The sequence below is a fragment of the Streptosporangium sp. NPDC003464 genome, from assembly GCF_053588315.1.
Genome location: NZ_JBSFPS010000229.1, coordinates 1 through 16884 on the forward strand (window position 1 = coordinate 1; position 16884 = coordinate 16884).

Consider the following 16884-nt stretch of genomic DNA (forward strand, 5'->3'; position numbering starts at 1 on the left):
GGTGCGTGCCTCCCGCCGGCCGGAGACCCGGCAGGAGATGACCGACTGGCTCAAGCGCGCCCACACTCGGAAGAAGGACGAGCGCGCCGATCTGGGCACTGCGGTGCACCAGATCATCGAGGCCAAGGTGCTCGGCACGCCGATCCCCGACGCCATCGTGAACGACCCGGAGATGCAGCCCTACGTCCGCAACTTCGAGGCGTTCGTCTCCGACTGGCGCATCGAGTTCACCGCCTCGGAGATGGTCGTCGCCGACTACGAGCACAAGTTCGCCGGCACCCTCGACTACCTGCTCCGCTCCACGCTGCTCGCCGAGGCGCTCGGCTGCCCCGCTGACATGGACATCCCGGGCGACACCAAGACCGGCGGTGAGCTGGACGAGACCACCTACGACGGCAACGTCAAGGGCGTCTACCCCGAGGCCGGGGTGCAGATGTCCGCCTACCGCAAGGCGAAGTTCGGGTGGCTGCGGGATGGCACCCGGGTGGAGATGCCACCCCGGCACGAGGTCGGCGTGGTCTTGCATCTGCGTCCCGAGGGGTACCGGCTGTACCCGGTGCGGTGCGGTGACGAGGTGTTCGCCGCGTTCTGCTCGATCCGCGAGGTCGCGGAGTTCCAGACCGGGAGCCAGTCGCGCAGCATGTCCCATTCCTTCTGGACCGAGTAGAGCGCGTCCACGCACGCGGTCTCCAGGTTCGTCCCGGAGCCGTTCCCCCATGCGTCGTCGGTGCCGGTGTAGGCGGAGCCGTTCTGCCCGCCGCAGCGGATGCCGCTGCGGGTCGGGTCGGTCATCGAGTACGAGGTGCCGGAGCCGCTCGTGTTGATGGTGACCTGGCCGTAGTAGTAGCCGTTCCCGGTGCCCGCCCGCACCTCGTCGTAGGAGTCGACGATCTTTCCGGTGCGCGCGTCGACGAACACGTGCTGCTTGCTCGGCTTGCCGTCGGCGATGCCGGAGACCAGGGCCTCCCAGGCGAGGCGTGGCCTGGCGCCCCAGGCCAGGACCACCAGGCGCGGGTCCGCGCTGTCGTCGACCCGGGTCAGCCGGGTCTTCGCCTCGGCGCGGGCGGCCTCGGCGGTCACCGTCGGCGAGGTCGGCACGTTCCGGGTGGCGCCGGCGGCCGCCGCGGTGTCGCGGACGTTCCCGGCGGAGTCGGTGATCACGACCGCGTCGCCGCCCACCACGGGGAGCCCCTTGTAGGTGCGCTCGTAGGCGACGGAGTACATGCCGCCGGAGCCCGCGGTCACGGCGGTGCGCCGGTAGGTCTCCTCCGGGCCCTTGCGCAGGTCGTCCAGGCCGCTCGCGACGGCCTGGTCGGCGGCGGCCAGGGCGAGCTGGGGCGGGTCGGCGAGGGAGCGGAGGTGGTCGGCCGTCCCGGGGGACGGTTTCGCGGCCGCAGGTGAGGAAGGTGCCACCGCGGCCACGACGGCCAGGCCGACGGCAGCCGCGAGTACAGCTCTGCGTCTCACGCGTGTTCCTTTCGATCGATGTCCCGCGCCGCGGCCGTCCGCGTGAGCGGGCGGCGGCGGCCGCGCCGCCGGGGATCACCCGGCGGCGGGCACAGCGGGATCGGGGGGGTGAAAAGGAAGATGAGCAGCGGGATCCGCCCGGGTGAGACGGGCGGTCGGCGGGAGTTCCGCCCGGACGGAACAGGTGGCCGGATCGGGAGAGGTCATCCGTTTCCGGGCCGCCGTTCCAGCCGCGGCCGACGGTGCCGGCGGTGACACCGTCGCCGGACGGCTAGGGCGGGGAGGGGAGGCGGCGCTCCATGACGCTCCTTGTTCTGCGGATCGCTCCGCGGACGCGGTGGGCATTTCCGGGCCGCCGGTCCTGCTCGGTCGGCGTTCGCGCGTCTCCGTCACCCGTGCGGGCCGGAGAGGGGCGTCGGTCTCGCGCGATGACCGGGCGGATGTGCGGCGACCTGTGCCGTGACGCTAGATCCGCGATCAGGCGCCGAACATCCGTATCGACATCCGTATGCCTACGGAAAAAGCGGCTCCCGCGCCGAGCCGCTTGAGGATGAGCCCGTTCCCGGACTGGACATGCCGAAGCCAGACAAACGGACAAATAACGCTTTACCGGGCGGTCGCGGCCTGCGCGGCCGGACCGGCGAGACGGACGATCGCGGGGAGGGGGAACAGCAGCAGGTAGAGGTTGGGGATCCACCAGGCCGGGGAGAAGTCCCCGCGCAGGGTCCAGAAGGCGATGGCCATCAGGCCGGAGGCCGCGGTCAGGACCAGGGAGACGAGCATCAGCGGCGGGCCGTTCGGCGCGCCCCTGCGGATGAGGTGGAGGCTGGTCAGGCCGGTGGCACTGGCCAGGACGTCGATCCAGAGGAACGACCAGTTCCAGGAGACCATGATCGGGTCGGCGTAGTCGGCGAAGGCCCACTCCGGCGGGACGAGGCCCAGACCGGTGACCGAGAAGTAGACCAGGAAGCCGATGTCGGTGACCAGCATGAGCGCCTTGGTCACCCCGGAGGGGCTACGGCGCGCCATGGTCGATCATCTCCATCAGGTGGCGGCGGACCCGCTCGTGCAGCCCGGCCTCGGGCTCGGCCAGGCCCAGCAGGCGGGCCGCCCACCAGCCGTCCACGGCCAGGCGGACCAGGGTGGCGACCGCGGGGTCGACCCCGTCGTCGGTGAGGCGGCGCTGCCAGGTGGCGTAGCGCTCCCGCAGGGGCGCGAGCCCGCCGGGGTCGACGAGGACACCCGCCAGCAGGGCGGCGGTGACCCGGTCGGCCGGGGCCCGGCCGCCGGCCGGACGCTCGGGGACGGCCTCGGGGACGGTCACGGCGACATAGGCGCGCAGGAAGTCGCCCGGCCGCGGGCCGGCGTCGGCGAGAGCCGCGTCGAAGGCGCCGACCAGGCGCTCGATCATCGCGGCGACCAGGGCCTGCTTGGTGGGGAAGTGGTAGAACAGCCCGCCCTTGGAGACCCCCGCACGCCGGGCCACGGCCTCCAGGGTCAGCGACTCGGCCCCTTCGGTGAGCAGCACCTCGGCGGCGGCGTCGAGCAGGCGATCTTTCGAACTCGGTCTCGGCACGGCCGAAACTGTACCGGCCGACCGGTACAGTTTCAACGGCGGACAGCGGAAGCCGTACGCTCTCGTCATGCTGAACACCCGCTACGCGCGCTCTGGAATGGTCTGCACTGTCGATCACCTCGCCTCCAGCGCGGGCGTGGCCATGCTGGAGCGGGGAGGCTCGGCGGCCGACGCGGCGATCGCGGCCAACGCCGTGCTGGCGGTGACCGCACCGCACATGTGCGGGCTGGGCGGCGACCTGTTCGCGCTCGTCCATGACGGCTCCGGCGCGCCCGCGGCGCTCAACGCCTCCGGGCGGGCGGGGTCGGGCGCCGACCCCGAGCGGCTGCGCGCCGAGGGGCACGACCGCATGCCGCACCGGCACGACGTCCGCTCGGCCCCGGTGCCGGGATGCGCGGACGGCTGGCTGGCCCTGCACGGGCGGTACGGCAGGCTGCCGGCGGCGGAGGTGCTGGCACCGGCGATCAGGCACGCCCGCGACGGGTTCCCGGTCTCGCCGCTGATGGTCCCCGCGTTGGAGACGGTCGGCCCGCTGTGCGAGGACTTCGCCCCGGCCCGGCAGGCCGGCGACCTGATCCGGCGGCCCGGGGTGGCGCGGGCGCTGGAGGCACTGGCCGCCGGCCGGGACGGGTTCTACCTCGGCGAGTTCGGCGAGGGACTGCTCGCGGTCGGCGGTGGTGAGTACACCGAGGACGACCTGGCCAAGGACAGCGCGCAGTGGGTGGATCCGCTGCGGGCGCGGGCCTTCGGGCACGACGTGTGGACCATGCCGCCCAACTCGCAGGGATACCTGCTGCTGCTGGCCCTCGGCATCGCCGAGGGGCTCGACCTGCCCGCCGACCCGGCCGACCCCCTCTGGGCGCACCTGCTGGTGGAGGCCGCGCGGCTGGCCGGGCACGACCGGCTGGAGGTGCTGTTCGACGGCGCCTCCGTCGACGGGGCGCTGGGCTCGGCCGCCGCGCGCCGCGCCCTGATCGACCCGGCCGGACGGGCCGCGGTGCGCGATCTCACCGCGCCGGGCGACACCACCTACCTGTGCGCGGTGGACGGCGACGGCATGGGCGTCTCGCTGATCCAGTCCAACGCCGCCGGCTTCGGCAGCCTGGTCTTCGAGCCTCGCACCGGCATCAACCTGCACAACCGTGGCATCGGGTTCTCGCTGGTCCCGGGCCATCCCGCCGAGTACGGCCCCGGCCGCCGCCCCCCGCACACCCTGGTCCCCGCCCTGGTCACCCGGCCCGACGGGTCGCTCCGCTCGGTGGTGGGCACGATGGGCGGCGACGCCCAGCCGCAGATCCTGCTCCAGGTCCTGACCCGCCTGCTCGTCCACGGCCGGACGGCCGGCGAGGCGGTCGGCGCCCCCCGCTGGCGGCTGGCCGCAGGCGGCACCGGCTTCGACACCTGGCACGCCCCCGACCAGGCCGTGGTCGAGGTGGAGGAGGGCGGCCCGTGGGGCGAGGGCCTGCGCGACCGGGGACACCCCGTCGCCGCCGCGCCGTACGGTTCCGCCTTCGGCCACGTGCACCTGATCGACGTGCTGCCCTCGGGCGTCCTGGCCGGGGCCGCCGACCCGCGCTCGGTCATCGGGGCCGCGGCGGGGCTCTGACCGGGGGTTTCCGGCGACAGAACGGGTAGGGCGGCGATATGAGTGAAATGCCCCCAGACCGTGAGGGTCTGAGCGACGAGCAGGCGGTCGAGGTCGAGGAGTGGACCGACGACCTCGGCATCAACCACGAGATCCGCGAGGACGACCCCGAGCACCGGGACACCCTTGACGAACGCCTCCGGCGCGAGGCCCCGGACCGCGAGCGCCCCTCGCGCGAGGAGAGCCGCCTGGTGGCGCCGGACGAGGGCATCGGCCCGGACGAGACGTCCGAGGCCTACGCCCGGGACGTCGGCCCCGACGACGGCGACCTGTCGGCCGAGGAGCGTGCCGTCCACATCGACCCCGAGACCTGACCCGGGACCACGGCCGGCGACCGCGCGGGCGAGGGCCGGCCCCGGAGACCCGCCCGCGCGGCCCACCCGGTCCGCCTCGACGAGGGGGCCGGCAGGACGCGCTGCCGGCGAGCACGTCCGAGGCCGGCCGGCGACCCGCCGGCCGTGACGGGGGACTCCCCCGACGGCACGGACTCCGCGGTTCCCGCCCGTACTCCCCGCGACGGCTCCGCCGCCACCGGGACGCCAATCGGTGACGCATCATTCTTTGTCAGGCTATTCAAGATTTATTCAAGGTTTTTCGCACAGTGGCCGATGAATAGTGAGTGTTGACGGGTCCTCGGGCCCGTCCAGACAGTTCTGACCCGCGCGAAAGGGTTCGACGGTCGCGACATGGTTGCACACGGCGTATCTGACGACCGGTCCCTGCGTTTCAGCATCCTCGGCCCGCTGGAGGCGAGCCGGTACCAGCGGATCCTGCCGGTATCCGCCCGGCGCCCGCGCGTCGTGCTGGCGACCATGCTGCTGGCCGCGAACAAGGTCGTGTCCGTCCAGCGGCTGACCCGGGCCCTGTGGCCCGGCTGGCCGCCGGACACGGCGCGGACGCAGATCCACTACTGCGTGTCCTCGCTCAGGAAGCGGCTCGCGCCGGCGGACGTCATCCTCTCCCACCCCTCGGGTTACGCCCTGACGATCGCCGAGGATCAGCTCGACGCGCTGGCGTTCCACCGGCTCGTGTCCGACGCGGAGGCGGCTCGGGAGAACGGCGACCTGGACGCGGCCGCCCGGCTGCTGCGGCAGGGGCTGTCGCTGTGGCGGGGCCCGGCCCTGGACGGGCTCGACGTCCCCTGCCTGGGGGCGGAGGCCGCCCGGCTCGACGAGCTGCGGCTGCTGGCCTTCGAGGAACTGGTCGATGTCGAGCTGCGGCTGGGCCGGGCCCAGGAGGTGATCCCCGGGCTCCGCGAGCAGGTGGCCCTCTTCCCCCTGCGCGAGCACCTGGCGGCCCAGCTCATGACCGCGCTCCACCGCGCGGGCCGCCGGTCCGAGGCGCTCGCCGTGTTCCGCGGGGTACGGCGCCGCCTACGGGAGAACGAAGGGCTCGGGCCGGGGCCTGAGCTGCGCGGCGTCGAACAGCTCATCCTCAGTGCCGACGCGTCACCCGGCCGCGGCGCCTGACTCCTCCACCGCGCCGGACGGCGCCGCGTACACGGCCAGGTGCAGCCGGAACAGCTCCGCGTACAGCCCGTCCTGCGCCATCAGCCCGGCGTGCGCGCCGTGCTCGACGATCCGGCCGCGGTCCAGGACGTAGATCCGGTCGGCGAGCTGCGCGCTCGTCATGCGGTGGGTGATGAGGACGACCGTCCGCGGTTGCCGATCCTCCTCTCCCGCCGGCGCCCCCCGCCCGAGGACCCGCGCGCTGACGTCGGCGAACAGCGCGTGCTCCGCGCGCGCGTCCATGGCCGCCGTCGGCTCGTCGAAGATGAGCAGTGGCACGTCCCGGTAGAGGCCGCGGGCGATCGCGATCCGCTGCCACTGCCCCCCGGACAGTTCCTGCCCCCCGGCGAAGCGGCGGTCGAGCAGCGTGTCGTAGCCGTGCGGCAGCCGGTCGACGACCGGGCCGAGCCCGGCCGCGGCGCCGGCCGCGATCACCGACGCGTCTCCTCGCGCGTCGCCCGCCTCGATGTTCTGCCGTGCCGTGAGGGGCCAGCGGGTGTAGTCCTGGGGCACGTAGCCGATCCGCGCCCGGAGCGCGGCGGGGTCGATCTCGGTCGTGGGCACGTCGTCCCACCTCACCTCGCCCCTGTCCGGCCGGTAGAGTCCGGCCAGGATCCTCGCCAGCGTGGACTTGCCCGAGCCGTTCTCGCCGACGAGGGCGATGATCTCCCCCCGCCTGATCTCCATGTTGACGCGGTCGAGCACCGCGACGTCGGAGGCCGGATAGGAGAACGACACGTCACGCAGGGTGATCGTGTCGAAGGCCGGGGACGCGGCGCCGGGCGACGGCTCCGGCGTGCGCTCCCGCGCCAGCGTGCAGAAGTCGAGATAGTCGGTGAAGTACAGGCCCTCCTCGTAGCAGCGGCTGACCGTGCGCATCAGGGCGATGAGCGTGGTGCGGCCGACGCCGACGGCGAGCGCCGCGGTGGCCGCCTCGGCCAGCGGGACCACCCCGAAGACGAGCAGGAGGCCCAGCGTCAGGTACACCACGCCCGCGCTCAGGGCGGCGAAGGCCTCCCCCAGCACCCGGACGCCCGTCTGCCTGCGCGCCAGGCGCAGGCGCTCGCCCTGCTCGACGCGGGTGACCGCGGAGAACTGCGCCAGCAGGAAGCGGCTCATGCCGTACGAGCGGACCTCCGGTGCCGTGGCGCGGTCGGCCATGAGCTCGTTGAGGATCCACTTGCGCCGCAGGCTGGTCGACAGCAGATGGACCGTCGCGTACCCCATCCTGGCGACCAGCACCTCGGCCCACCCGGCCGGCAGCGCGGCGACGACCAGCAGCGCCAGCAGCAGCGGGTGGAGCATGCCCAGCACGCCCGCCACCGCGGCGATGCCGGCCAGCCCGGCCACGACGTCGACGGTCGCGTCGACCACGGCGCCCGCCGAGGCGGCGCCGCGGTCCCTGGCCCGGTGCATGACGTCGCAGAAGGCGGGATCGTCGAACGCCTGCACCTCCACGCCCGTCGTCAGCTCGTACAGCCGCTGCTCGGCCACCCTGGTGACCTGGGGCTGCAGACGCAGCTGGGCCCAGTCGGCGCCCGTCCGCGCCGCCGTCCTGGCCAGCCCGGCGGCGGCGATGACGAGCAGGGACGGCAGCGCGTCGCGGAACGCGCCCGCCGGCGAGGCCGCCGTGATCAGGTTCTGGAAGACGCCCGTGGCCGGCAGCAGCGTGAACAGCATGAGCACGGCGCCGGCCACGCCGAGCGACAGGGACGCCGCCGTGTCCCTCGGGCTGGCCTGCCGGGCGAGGCGGGTCGCGTCCGCGACCAGCCGCGGCAGCCGCCGGGCGACCACGCGGAAAGGCACGCGCGACAGCTCGTCCTCGCGGGGATACCAGGCGGGGTCGTCGGCGAGCTCCGGGAACTCCGCGGCCTCCTCACGTCCCAAGGAAGCCCCGCTCCCCCAGCACGTGGCCGCCGCGCGTGGCGAGGCTCGTACGGCCCGCCTGCCACGACCACACGTAGCCGCCCTCGTCCGGGCGTCCGGCGCCGTCCCAGAGCCGGCGCACCGCCGTCAGCCGTTCGGCCAGGCCACGGCCCGCGGACGTGGCGCGGACCGCGCCGCTCCCGTCCACGATCAGCGAGCAGTTCTCGCGGTGGCCGTCCACGAGCTGGACGGCGGGGGCACCGCCGGCCGGGGGAGAGAACGGCAGGGCGGCCAGCCCGGGGATCGCGAAACCGGCGAGCAGGGCCAGGCCGGCAGGCGTGCCCGGCTCGATCGCCCCGGCGGGCCCGAACTCGTCCAGACTCACCTCCACGGCCTCGTGGACCGGCACGCCGGGTAGCGCCGTGGCACCGCTCGATCCGCCGTGCACCAGCGAGGGGCAGGTGCGCCCGCCGTTGGCCAGGAACCGCCCGGTGGCCATGTCCTCGCCGGTCCGCCGGACCACGAGGGTGAGCCCCCGCCACGGCAGCGGATACGTGGTGACCAGCGTCCCGCCCGGTCGCAGCGCGGCGATCCAGCCACCGGGGACGACGGTGGTCGCGGCCGAGACGAGGACCCGGGAGAAGCGCGCGTACCCGGAGTCGGGCCGGGTGGCGTCGCCCGCGCGGACCGTGACCGCGTCGAAGCCGAGGCGCGCGAGCGTCCTGCCCGCCACGGCGGCGAGATCGCGGTCGATCTCGACGGTCTCGACGGCCGCTCCGGTGACCTCGGACAGCAGCGCCGCGGCGTACCCGGTGCCCGTTCCGATCTCCAGGGCTCTCGCCCCGGCGGGCGGGTCCAGTTCCTGCAGCAGGTGCCCGACGAGCGACGGCGCGGTGCAGGACGATCGGATGCCGCCGTCGTCCGCGCACCGGACGATCAGGGGCCGGTCCGTGTAGGCGGCGGCGATCGCCTCGGCCGGATCCGGCATCTCGGGCCAGCGGAACCGGTCGTCCGGCCGTTCCGGCAGCCAGAAGGCGTGGTCAGCCACGAAGGCGTGCCGGGGCACCCGGGCGAAGGCGGCCCGCAGCCGCGGACAGGACAGACCTCTCTCCTCGGCGAGCAGCGTGACGAGAGCCGCCCGGCGCTCCGCGGCGATCTCGTCGACGGTGGTGGCGGGTCGCACGCCGATCCCTATCGGGCCAGGCCGGCCGCCAGGTACTCGGCCATGGCCCCCCTCAGATTCAGGTCCTCGATCTCGTCGTCCAACCAGGCGAACTGCCCTGACGGGTTGACCTCCAGGAACACGTGCTCGCCGCGGGGTGTGACCACCATGTCCACGGCGCCGTAGTTCAGCCCGAGCTCGCGCATGAGCGCGCGCAGGCCGGTCTCCACCGATTCGGGGATGTCCACCCTGCTGTGCCGGAGGTGCTCGTCGGAGCCCACCGGGCAGGAGCGCCAGTCGACGGCCCGCCCGCCGTCCTCGTCGACGCCGTCGATCCTGACGGGGAAGAGCCGGTCACCGATGACGGTGATGCGCAGGTCGTACGCCTTCTCGACGAGCTCCTGGAAGATGCAGGGCGCGAACCGGACGCGGGCCAGCAGGTCGTCGTCGAGCTGCGCCACCGCCGAGGTGAACAGGCCGCCGGGCCAGCCGCCCGGCTCGCGGATCAGCCCGCTGTTGAGCGCCTTGTAGATCATCGACCCCTCGCACTCGGCATGGAACGGCCTGACGCGGGCGGGATCATTGGTGATCAGGGTCCGGGGCACGCGCAGGCCCACGCTTCTGGCGATCCGCAGTTGCAGCGGCTTGTAGTCGGCACGTGACTCCAGGTCGGGACGGTTGACCCAGAGCACGGGCAGGCCGCTCATCACCCCGCCGAACGCGTGCGCCGCCTCCTTCTGCGCGAACTCGCGGAACGGGCCGGTGAGCGCGTCGTCGAACCGGAACGCCGTCGGCCGCAGGTACCAGACCGACGCGACATCCTCCAGCGAGATCGACCGCTCGCTGTGGGTCGAGTCGAACAGCTCGGTCGTGCATCCCGCGGGACCGATCCGGTACGTCAGCGTGGAGTTGACCGGGTAGTAGCTCGTGTCGTAGCGGAACACCGGGACATCCATGTCGTGGAGGACCTTGACGACGCTGTCGGCGGTGAGATCCATCTCCTGGGTGAGGACGACGACCGTGCGCTTCATGCGGATCCCTTCGTGCTTCGTGTTCGGCAGGCTGCTCGCAGGAGGAATGACCGGCCGGTGAGGAGGCGGGAACGCGGGAGCTCCCGCCTCCGCCCGGACGAGCGGGCGTCACGGAACCGGACGGTGGCCGGCCGTCAGGTCACCGGACCGTCAACAGGCGTCATCGGTGGTCGGGTCGTTGATCCACACGCCGCCGCCGATATAGGTGCTCTTGTTGGTCTTCGTGTACACGCCCTGCATGCGGATCTCCTGGTGCGAGGTCGACCAGATCTGCGCCTTGGGGTCGTAGTGGTGCTGCGACCAGAGGTCGGCGAGCGGGTTCTTGCCCGCGACCAGGTCGGGCCCGTAGTCGATCTCGAACGCGTACCCGAACGGCTTGACGGCGTCGTCGACGTCCAGATAGGCCGTGATGCGCTCGATGGATTCCGGCAGGCTCAGCTCGAGGAACTGCCGGGAGGTGCGGAAGGATTTCGGATACATTTCCCTGGCGGGCGCTTCTTGGATAACGAGGTCGAATGCCATTCCCAAGCCCTCCTTGCGGGACGCGGAATTCCGGCGGACCGAATTCGGCCCGGCCGTTTCCATCCGAAGAATAAACAACCGACGCTACCAAAGGACTATCAAACCGCTACCACGGCTCCGACCTGGATTTTTCCGTCAAAAGACCTGTTTTGCAGGTGCTGAGGGTGCGGCTCCGGACGACGCCGCCCTCCGGCCATTGATCTTCTTTGTCCAACGGACCGGACATGCCGATTCAAGCGGTATTGGCGCAGCATCCAACGGACACGCCTCAGACCTGCGCTTACGCAGAGGTCTCAAGCTGGTGGAGCAGACCTGAGCCCTGCCCGTCAATGCGGGCCGGCGGCAGGTCCGGCAGATGGGCAGATCAAAGCCCGCCCCTGAGGCGGTCAGCCGGCAGGCGCGGCGGTCAGCGCCGTGACGAGGGCGGGGAAGTCGTCGACGACGAAGTCCGCGTCCCCCGCCTCGGGGCGGGCGGCGTGCAGGTGGCCCCAGGGGCCGCGGCGGATCAGGGCGGTCCGCATCCCGGCCGCGCGGGCGGGGCGGACGTCGTTGTCGATCCGGTCGCCCACGTAGAGGATCTCGCCGGGCTCCCGCCCCGACACCGCGACCACCTCGGCGAAGAAAGCGGGGTCGGGCTTGGCGACGCCCCAGCCGTCGGAGGTGTGGATCGCGTCGACGGGCAGGTCCATCGCGGCCAGCGCGTCGTAGGCCTGCGGCGGCTGGTTGCCCGCGATGATCAGCTCGTAGCCGAGGCCGCGGAGCGCGGCCAGGCCGGGCCGTACGTCCGGATAGAGGTCGTCGACGTCGAAGTTCACCCGGAGCCCGTCGGGGTCCTCCCGCTTCCACGCCTCCTGCTCGGCCTCGACGTCGAATCCGGGCCTGAACAGCTCGAAGGCGTCGGTGAGCGGCCGGTCGAGCGCGGCCATGCCGCCCAGCACACCCAGCAGCGTGAACCGGGGGACGCCGAGCCGGTCGGCCCAGCGCGACCAGATCCGCGTCTCGTCGATCAGCGTCTCCCCCACGTCGAACACCAACGCCCGCACCACGATGCTCCCCCTTCGCTCAACCCACCGATCCTATTGGCGTACGGCGGCGCCCCCCGCGGCGACCGGGGCGCCCCATAGCCACCGCGCATACCTCGCGTTCTTCGAGGATCTCCGCGGAATACTCAGAGCGTTTGTTCGGACACGAAGGGACACAGGTCGATGGTGATGACAGCGCCCGGAAGCCCCGCTCAGCACACCGCCCCGGAAGCCCCACAACTGCCTCGCACGCCGAGGGAGCTCTTCGAATCCCTTCCTCCCACCCTCTGCCTCCGGGCCGAGATCATCGACGGGAACCTTCTCTTGAGCCCTTCCGGGACCCCCCAGCACGCCCGTATCGCCAGACGCCTCAGCCGAGCCCTGATTCCCGTGGAAGACGAGAACGGTTGGGAGAGCTTCACCGGCGACGTCGACGTCCGCATCGAGGGACCACGTGACACGGTGATCCCCGACTACTGCCTGGCCCCGTGAACGCCCCGCTCTGGGGTGATCGAGAGATCCTCTCCTCAGGTTTGATCATGGTCGCCGAGGTCGTCTCACCCGAGAGCATGGAGATCGACCGCGCCACCAAGCCCAGGATCTACGCGGGGTGCGGCATCCCGATCATGCTGATCGTCGACTCCGTGGCCTCCCCGCCGACGGTCACCGTTCTCAGCGGCCCCGAAGAAGGCGTCTACCGGAGCATGAGCCAGGTCCAGACAGGCAAGCCGATCCGGATCCCCGCCCCCGTCGACTTCGAGCTGGACACCTCGATCTTCCTGTAGTCCGCGCTTCCCCGACCGGACCCGTCGACGGCGTGCCTCCAGGGCCGTGACGGGTCCGCTCACGGGTGGCACGGCGCAGCCGCCGGACCACCCGGACGTCCTCCCCCGGAGGGACCGGCGCCGGCGGTCAGCCGACGAGCTGCTCCATGGCCTTGCGGACGCGCTTGTCGGAGATCGAGTAAGGGGTGCCGAGGGTCTGGGCGAAGTAGCTGACCCTGAGCTCCTGGATCATCCAGCTGATCCGGCGGACGTCGTCGTCGGAACGGCGGGCGGGGGGGAGCTTGTCGACCAGGTCGTGATAGTCGTCCTCAAGATCGTGGATCTTGTGCATCCGCTCCTCGTCACGGAGCCGGTCGTCGGGCAGCTTCTCCAGCCGCCGCTGGGCCGCCTTGAGATAGCGGAGCAGGTCCGGCAGGCGCTTGTAGCCGGTGGCGGTGACGAACCCCGGATAGACCAGTCCGGCCACCTGGTCGCGGATGTCCTCGATCGCGGGGGTCGAGCGGGCCTCGGGCAGCATGGTGGTGACCGAGTGCCAGACCCTGAGGATGCCCTCCACCCTGGCGACCACCTCGGCGGTGGTGTCGAACAGCTCGGCGCGGACCTTGTCGTGCAGGGCGGTGAAGGCGGGCCCGTCCCAGACCGGCCCGCCATACTCGCCCATCAGCTCGTCGGCGGCGCAGGCGATGCAGTCGTCGAACAGGGCGGTGGCGCCGGGATGCGGGCTCCGGCTGAGGGCGAGTTTGGCCTGGTTGTCCAGGCGGCCCAGCACCCATTTGGCCGGGGAGGGGGTGTTGAGCAGCAGCAGCCTGCGGGTGCCCTCCCACATGGCGCGGCGCTGCTCGGCCTCGGTCTCGAACATCCGCACGGCCACCGTGGCGCCCTCGTCGGCCAGCGCTGGATATGCCTTCATCCGGCGCTGCTCGAAGGTCTTGGGCAGCTCCCCCAGGTCCCACGTGGTCAGTCCGGACTTCTCCAGACCGTCGGCGGCCCTGGAGAGGGTCTGGCGGAGCTTGGGCGCCAGCCGCCGCTTGAGCTCGGCCAGGTCCTTGCTCTCGGCCAGCTTGTGCTTGCGGCCGTCGATCACCCTGAAGGTGATCTTCAGGTGGTCGGGGACCAGGTCGAGCTGCCACGCCTCACGCGGTACCTGGATGCCGGTCAGGTCGAGCAGCTCCCGCTCCAGCACCGCCAGCAGCGGCTCCTGGGTGGGTCTGGCCCGCTGGAGCACCTGCCTGGCGTAGTTGGGGGCGGGCACGAAGTTGCGCCGGACGTTCTTCGGCAGGGCCCGGATCAGCGCGGTGAGGAGCTCCTCGCGCAGGCCGGGGATCTGCCAGTCGAAGCCCTCGACGTTCACCTGGTTGAGCAGGGCCAGCGGGATGTGCGCGGTGACGCCGTCGGCGTCGGTGCCCGGCTCGAACTGGTAGGTCAGCGGGAAACGCAGGCCGCCCTGGCGCCAGACGTCGGGGTAGTCGCGCTGGCTGACGTCACCCGCCGCCTCGCTGATCAGCATCGACTTCTCGAAGCTGAGCAGGTCGGGCTGGGCCGTCCGGGTCTTCTTCCACCAGGAGTCGAAGTGGCGCCCGGAGACGACGTCGGCCGGGACGCGCTGGTCGTAGAAGTCGAACAGCGTCTCGTCGTCGACCAGGATGTCGCGGCGGCGGGCCCGCTCCTCAAGCTCCTCGACCTCTTCGAGGAGCCTGCGGTTGTCCTTGAAGAACGCGTGGTGCGTCTCCCAGTCGCCCTCGACCAGGGCGTGCCGGATGAACAGCTCGCGGCTCAGCTCCGGGTCGATGCGGCCGTAGTTGATCTTCCGCTGCACCACGATCGGCACGCCGTACAGCGTGACCTTCTCGTAGGCCATCACCGCGCCCTGGTTCTTCTCCCAGTGCGGCTCGGAGTAGGTGCGTTTGATCAGGTGCTGGGCGAGCGGCTCGACCCACTCGGGCTCGATCTTGGCGTTGACCCGGGCCCAGAGCCGGGAGGTCTCCACCAGCTCGGCGGACATGACCCACAGCGGCTGCTTCTTGGCCAGCGCGGAGCCGGGGAAGATCGCGAAGCGGGCGTTGCGGGCGCCGATGTATTCGGTGACGGGGCGACGGGGACCGTCGTTCGTCGTCTTCTTGTCGATGTCCTTGACGCCGACGTGGGACAGCAGACCCGACAGCAGCGAGAGGTGGATCTTCTGCTCGTCGCCGGGGGTGCTGTTCAGTGTGACGCCGAGCGACTTCGACATCTGGCGGAGCTGGCTGTAGACGTCCTGCCACTCGCGCACGCGCAGGTAGTTGAGGAACTCGGCCTTGCACAGGCGGCGGAAGGCGCTGGAGGACAGCTCCTTCTGCTGCTCCTGGAGGTATTCCCACAGGTTCAGGTAGGAGACGAAGTCCGACTCCTTGTCGGCGAAGCGGCGATGCTTGTCATCGGCGGCCTGCTGCTTGTCGGCCGGGCGCTCGCGCGGGTCCTGGATGGACAGCGCCGCGGCGATGACCATGACCTCGCGGACGCACCCGTTGTGATCGGCCTCCAGCACCATGCGCGCCAGACGGGGGTCGACCGGCAGGCCGGCCAGCTTGCGGCCGAGCGGGGTCATCTGCTTGGCCTGGTCGAAGGCGCCCAGCTCCTGGAGCAGGTCGTAGCCGTCCTTGACCTGGCGCTGGTCCGGCGGCTCGACGAACGGGAAGGCCCCGATGTCGCCCAGGCCGATGGAGGTCATCTGCAGGATGACCGAGGCGAGGTTGGTCCGCAGGATCTCCGGGTCGGTGAACTCCGGCCGGGTGAGGAAGTCGTCCTCCTCGTACAGCCGGATGCAGACGCCCTCGGAGACACGGCCGCAGCGGCCCTTGCGCTGGTTGGCCGAGGCCTGGGAGATCGCCTCGATGGGCAGGCGCTGGACCTTGGTGCGGTGGCTGTAGCGGGAGATGCGGGCGAATCCGGGGTCGACCACGTATTTGATGCCGGGCACGGTCAGCGAGGTCTCGGCGACGTTGGTGGCCAGCACGACCCGGCGGCCGGTGTGCCGCTGGAAGACCTTATGCTGCTCGGCCGCCGACAGCCGGGCGTACAGCGGGAGGATCTCGGCGTCCTTGCGTTTGGACAGCGCGTCGGCGGTGTCGCGGATCTCGCGCTCGCCGCTGAGGAAGACCAGGATGTCGCCCGGCCCCTCGGCGCACAGCTCGTCCACGGCGTTGCTGATCGCCTGGATCTGGTCGTCGTCCTCGGCGACCGGCCGGTATCGGACCTCCACCGGGTAGGTCCGGCCGGAGACCTCGACGATCGGGGCGTCGCCGAAGTGCTTGGAGAAACGCTCCGGGTCGATGGTGGCCGAGGTGATGACGACCTTGAGGTCCGGCCGTTTCGGCAGGAGCTGCTTGAGGTAGCCGAGGATGAAGTCGATGTTGAGGCTGCGCTCGTGCGCCTCGTCGATGATCAGCGTGTCGTACTGGGCGAGGTCGCGGTCGGTCTGCAGCTCGGCCAGGAGGATGCCGTCGGTCATCACCTTGACGAGCGTGCCGTCGCTCACCTGGTCGGTGAAGCGCACCTTGTAGCCCACGGCGTCGCCGAGCCGGGTGTCCAGCTCCTCGGCGACGCGCTCGGCCACGGTGCGGGCGGCGATCCGGCGGGGCTGGGTGTGCCCGATCAGGCCCCGGACGCCCCGGCCCAGCTCCAGGCAGATCTTCGGCAGCTGGGTCGTCTTGCCGGAGCCGGTCTCACCGGCGACGATCACGACCTGGTGGTCGCGGATCGCCTCCAGGATGTCGTCCTTGCGCTGGCTGACCGGCAGCGCCTCCGGGTAGGTGACCACCGGCACCCCGGCCCGGCGGTCGGCCACCCTGCGCTCGGCCTTCTCGATGTCGGCGGTGATCTCCGCGGCGATCTTCTGCTGTGCGGCGCGGTTTCTGACCTTGCGCGCGCCGTCGAGCCGGCGCCGTAGCCGCCGCTGGTCACGCAGCGTGAGCTCGGGCAGGCGCGTGTGGAGGTCGGCGAGTGGAGATGTCAACGGAGGCGTTCCCATACTGCTTCCAGAGTACTTTCAGCCCGCAAGTCAGGAGCCAACCGCCCATCGTGCCCGAGCCTCGGCGCGGCCGCATCCCAATATTCGCCCATGCCCGCCCGGCCGGCGCGGGACCCCGCGGAGACGGGCGCGGGACCCCGCGGAGACGGGCACGGGACCCCGCGGAGACGGGTACGGCCCCGCCGCTCCCTCACGGGGAGTGGCGGGCCACGACGAAGGCGACGGCCACTGCAACCCCTGCGCCATCACCTGCCGCCACCCCCTCCACCCCGCCCCCGTCGAGATCTGCCTCAC

13 protein-coding genes and 2 pseudogenes are annotated in these 16884 nt (G+C 71.8%); 6 read left to right on the forward strand and 9 right to left on the reverse strand.

The genetic code is table 11. The features are described 5' to 3' along the window. Positions 1 to 667 (forward strand): annotated as a pseudogene (locus ACWDS7_RS36445) (hypothetical protein); the annotation flags it as partial. A gap of 17 nt (positions 668 to 684) precedes the next feature. On the opposite strand, the pseudogene ACWDS7_RS36450 reads toward ACWDS7_RS36445, so the two are convergent. The 3 genes and pseudogenes from ACWDS7_RS36450 to ACWDS7_RS36460 form a co-directional block, all read right to left on the reverse strand. Beyond that, positions 685 to 1224: pseudogene (locus ACWDS7_RS36450) on the reverse strand (peptidase M28); the annotation flags it as partial. 849 nt (positions 1225 to 2073) lie between these two features. Next, positions 2074 to 2496, reverse strand: a complete 423-nt coding sequence (locus ACWDS7_RS36455) for a DUF5360 family protein (RefSeq protein WP_451932959.1) — start codon at positions 2494 to 2496, stop codon at positions 2074 to 2076. Further along, positions 2483 to 3043: a TetR/AcrR family transcriptional regulator gene (locus ACWDS7_RS36460; protein ID WP_451932960.1), complete on the reverse strand. Its 561-nt coding sequence runs from the start codon at positions 3041 to 3043 to the stop codon at positions 2483 to 2485. The genes ACWDS7_RS36455 and ACWDS7_RS36460 overlap by 14 nt, the downstream gene beginning before the upstream one ends. A 67-nt stretch (positions 3044 to 3110) precedes the next feature. Between ACWDS7_RS36460 and ACWDS7_RS36465 the strand changes: the two genes are divergently transcribed. From ACWDS7_RS36465 to ACWDS7_RS36475, 3 genes are all read left to right on the forward strand, one after another. Further along, positions 3111 to 4649, forward strand: a complete 1539-nt coding sequence (locus ACWDS7_RS36465; protein WP_451932961.1) for a gamma-glutamyltransferase family protein — start codon at positions 3111 to 3113, stop codon at positions 4647 to 4649. A 47-nt stretch (positions 4650 to 4696) separates the two neighbouring features. Continuing rightward, positions 4697 to 5002: a DUF5709 domain-containing protein gene (locus ACWDS7_RS36470; protein WP_306867264.1), complete on the forward strand. Its 306-nt coding sequence runs from the start codon at positions 4697 to 4699 to the stop codon at positions 5000 to 5002. Positions 5003 to 5374: 372 nt separating this feature from the next. After that, complete coding sequence (locus tag ACWDS7_RS36475) at positions 5375 to 6157, forward strand: AfsR/SARP family transcriptional regulator (protein ID WP_451932962.1); 783 nt, start codon at positions 5375 to 5377, stop codon at positions 6155 to 6157. Here the strand turns inward: ACWDS7_RS36475 and ACWDS7_RS36480 are convergent. From ACWDS7_RS36480 to ACWDS7_RS36500, 5 genes are all read right to left on the reverse strand, one after another. After that, positions 6137 to 8083, reverse strand: a complete 1947-nt coding sequence (locus ACWDS7_RS36480; protein ID WP_451932963.1) for an ABC transporter ATP-binding protein — start codon at positions 8081 to 8083, stop codon at positions 6137 to 6139. The genes ACWDS7_RS36475 and ACWDS7_RS36480 overlap by 21 nt on opposite strands. Beyond that, entirely contained in the window at positions 8073 to 9245 is a 1173-nt protein-coding gene (locus tag ACWDS7_RS36485; RefSeq protein ID WP_451932964.1) for a protein-L-isoaspartate O-methyltransferase family protein, read from the reverse strand. Before ACWDS7_RS36485 ends, ACWDS7_RS36480 begins: the two co-directional genes overlap by 11 nt. An 8-nt stretch (positions 9246 to 9253) precedes the next feature. Continuing rightward, on the reverse strand, positions 9254 to 10255 hold the full coding sequence (locus ACWDS7_RS36490) for an MvdC/MvdD family ATP grasp protein (RefSeq protein ID WP_451932965.1): 1002 nt from the start codon (positions 10253 to 10255) through the stop codon (positions 9254 to 9256). 150 nt (positions 10256 to 10405) lie between these two features. Continuing rightward, entirely contained in the window at positions 10406 to 10735 is a 330-nt protein-coding gene (locus tag ACWDS7_RS36495) for a hypothetical protein (protein WP_306867255.1), read from the reverse strand. A gap of 428 nt (positions 10736 to 11163) precedes the next feature. Then, positions 11164 to 11823 carry an HAD family hydrolase gene (locus tag ACWDS7_RS36500; protein ID WP_451932966.1) on the reverse strand — a complete coding sequence of 220 codons (660 nt, stop codon included), beginning with the start codon at positions 11821 to 11823 and terminating at the stop codon, positions 11164 to 11166. 165 nt (positions 11824 to 11988) lie between these two features. Between ACWDS7_RS36500 and ACWDS7_RS36505 the strand changes: the two genes are divergently transcribed. Together ACWDS7_RS36505 and ACWDS7_RS36510 are read left to right on the forward strand one after the other, a co-directional pair. Next, positions 11989 to 12291 (forward strand): Uma2 family endonuclease, encoded by a 303-nt coding sequence (locus tag ACWDS7_RS36505; protein WP_451932967.1) that lies wholly within the window; start codon positions 11989 to 11991, stop codon positions 12289 to 12291. Between the two features lie 47 nt (positions 12292 to 12338). After that, positions 12339 to 12584 carry a Uma2 family endonuclease gene (locus ACWDS7_RS36510; protein ID WP_451932968.1) on the forward strand — a complete coding sequence of 82 codons (246 nt, stop codon included), beginning with the start codon at positions 12339 to 12341 and terminating at the stop codon, positions 12582 to 12584. Positions 12585 to 12711: 127 nt separating this feature from the next. On the opposite strand, the gene hrpA is transcribed toward ACWDS7_RS36510, so the two are convergent. Beyond that, positions 12712 to 16590, reverse strand: a complete 3879-nt coding sequence (gene hrpA, locus ACWDS7_RS36515; RefSeq protein ID WP_451932969.1) for an ATP-dependent RNA helicase HrpA — start codon at positions 16588 to 16590, stop codon at positions 12712 to 12714. Positions 16591 to 16884: the final 294 nt, after the last annotated feature.

Bases quoted from the DNA above. Each gene is read 5' to 3' on its own strand.
- ACWDS7_RS36455 (WP_451932959.1), bottom strand. From the start codon at position 2,496: ATGGCGCGCCGTAGCCCCTCCGGGGTGACCAAGGCGCTCATGCTGGTC.
- ACWDS7_RS36465 (WP_451932961.1), top strand. From the start codon at position 3,111: ATGCTGAACACCCGCTACGCGCGCTCTGGAATGGTCTGCACTGTCGAT.
- ACWDS7_RS36470 (WP_306867264.1), top strand. From the start codon at position 4,697: ATGCCCCCAGACCGTGAGGGTCTGAGCGACGAGCAGGCGGTCGAGGTC.
- ACWDS7_RS36475 (WP_451932962.1), top strand. From the start codon at position 5,375: ATGGTTGCACACGGCGTATCTGACGACCGGTCCCTGCGTTTCAGCATC.
- ACWDS7_RS36490 (WP_451932965.1), bottom strand. From the start codon at position 10,255: ATGAAGCGCACGGTCGTCGTCCTCACCCAGGAGATGGATCTCACCGCC.
- ACWDS7_RS36495 (WP_306867255.1), bottom strand. From the start codon at position 10,735: ATGTATCCGAAATCCTTCCGCACCTCCCGGCAGTTCCTCGAGCTGAGC.
- ACWDS7_RS36505 (WP_451932967.1), top strand. From the start codon at position 11,989: ATGACAGCGCCCGGAAGCCCCGCTCAGCACACCGCCCCGGAAGCCCCA.
- ACWDS7_RS36510 (WP_451932968.1), top strand. From the start codon at position 12,339: ATGGTCGCCGAGGTCGTCTCACCCGAGAGCATGGAGATCGACCGCGCC.
- hrpA (WP_451932969.1), bottom strand. From the start codon at position 16,590: ATGGGAACGCCTCCGTTGACATCTCCACTCGCCGACCTCCACACGCGC.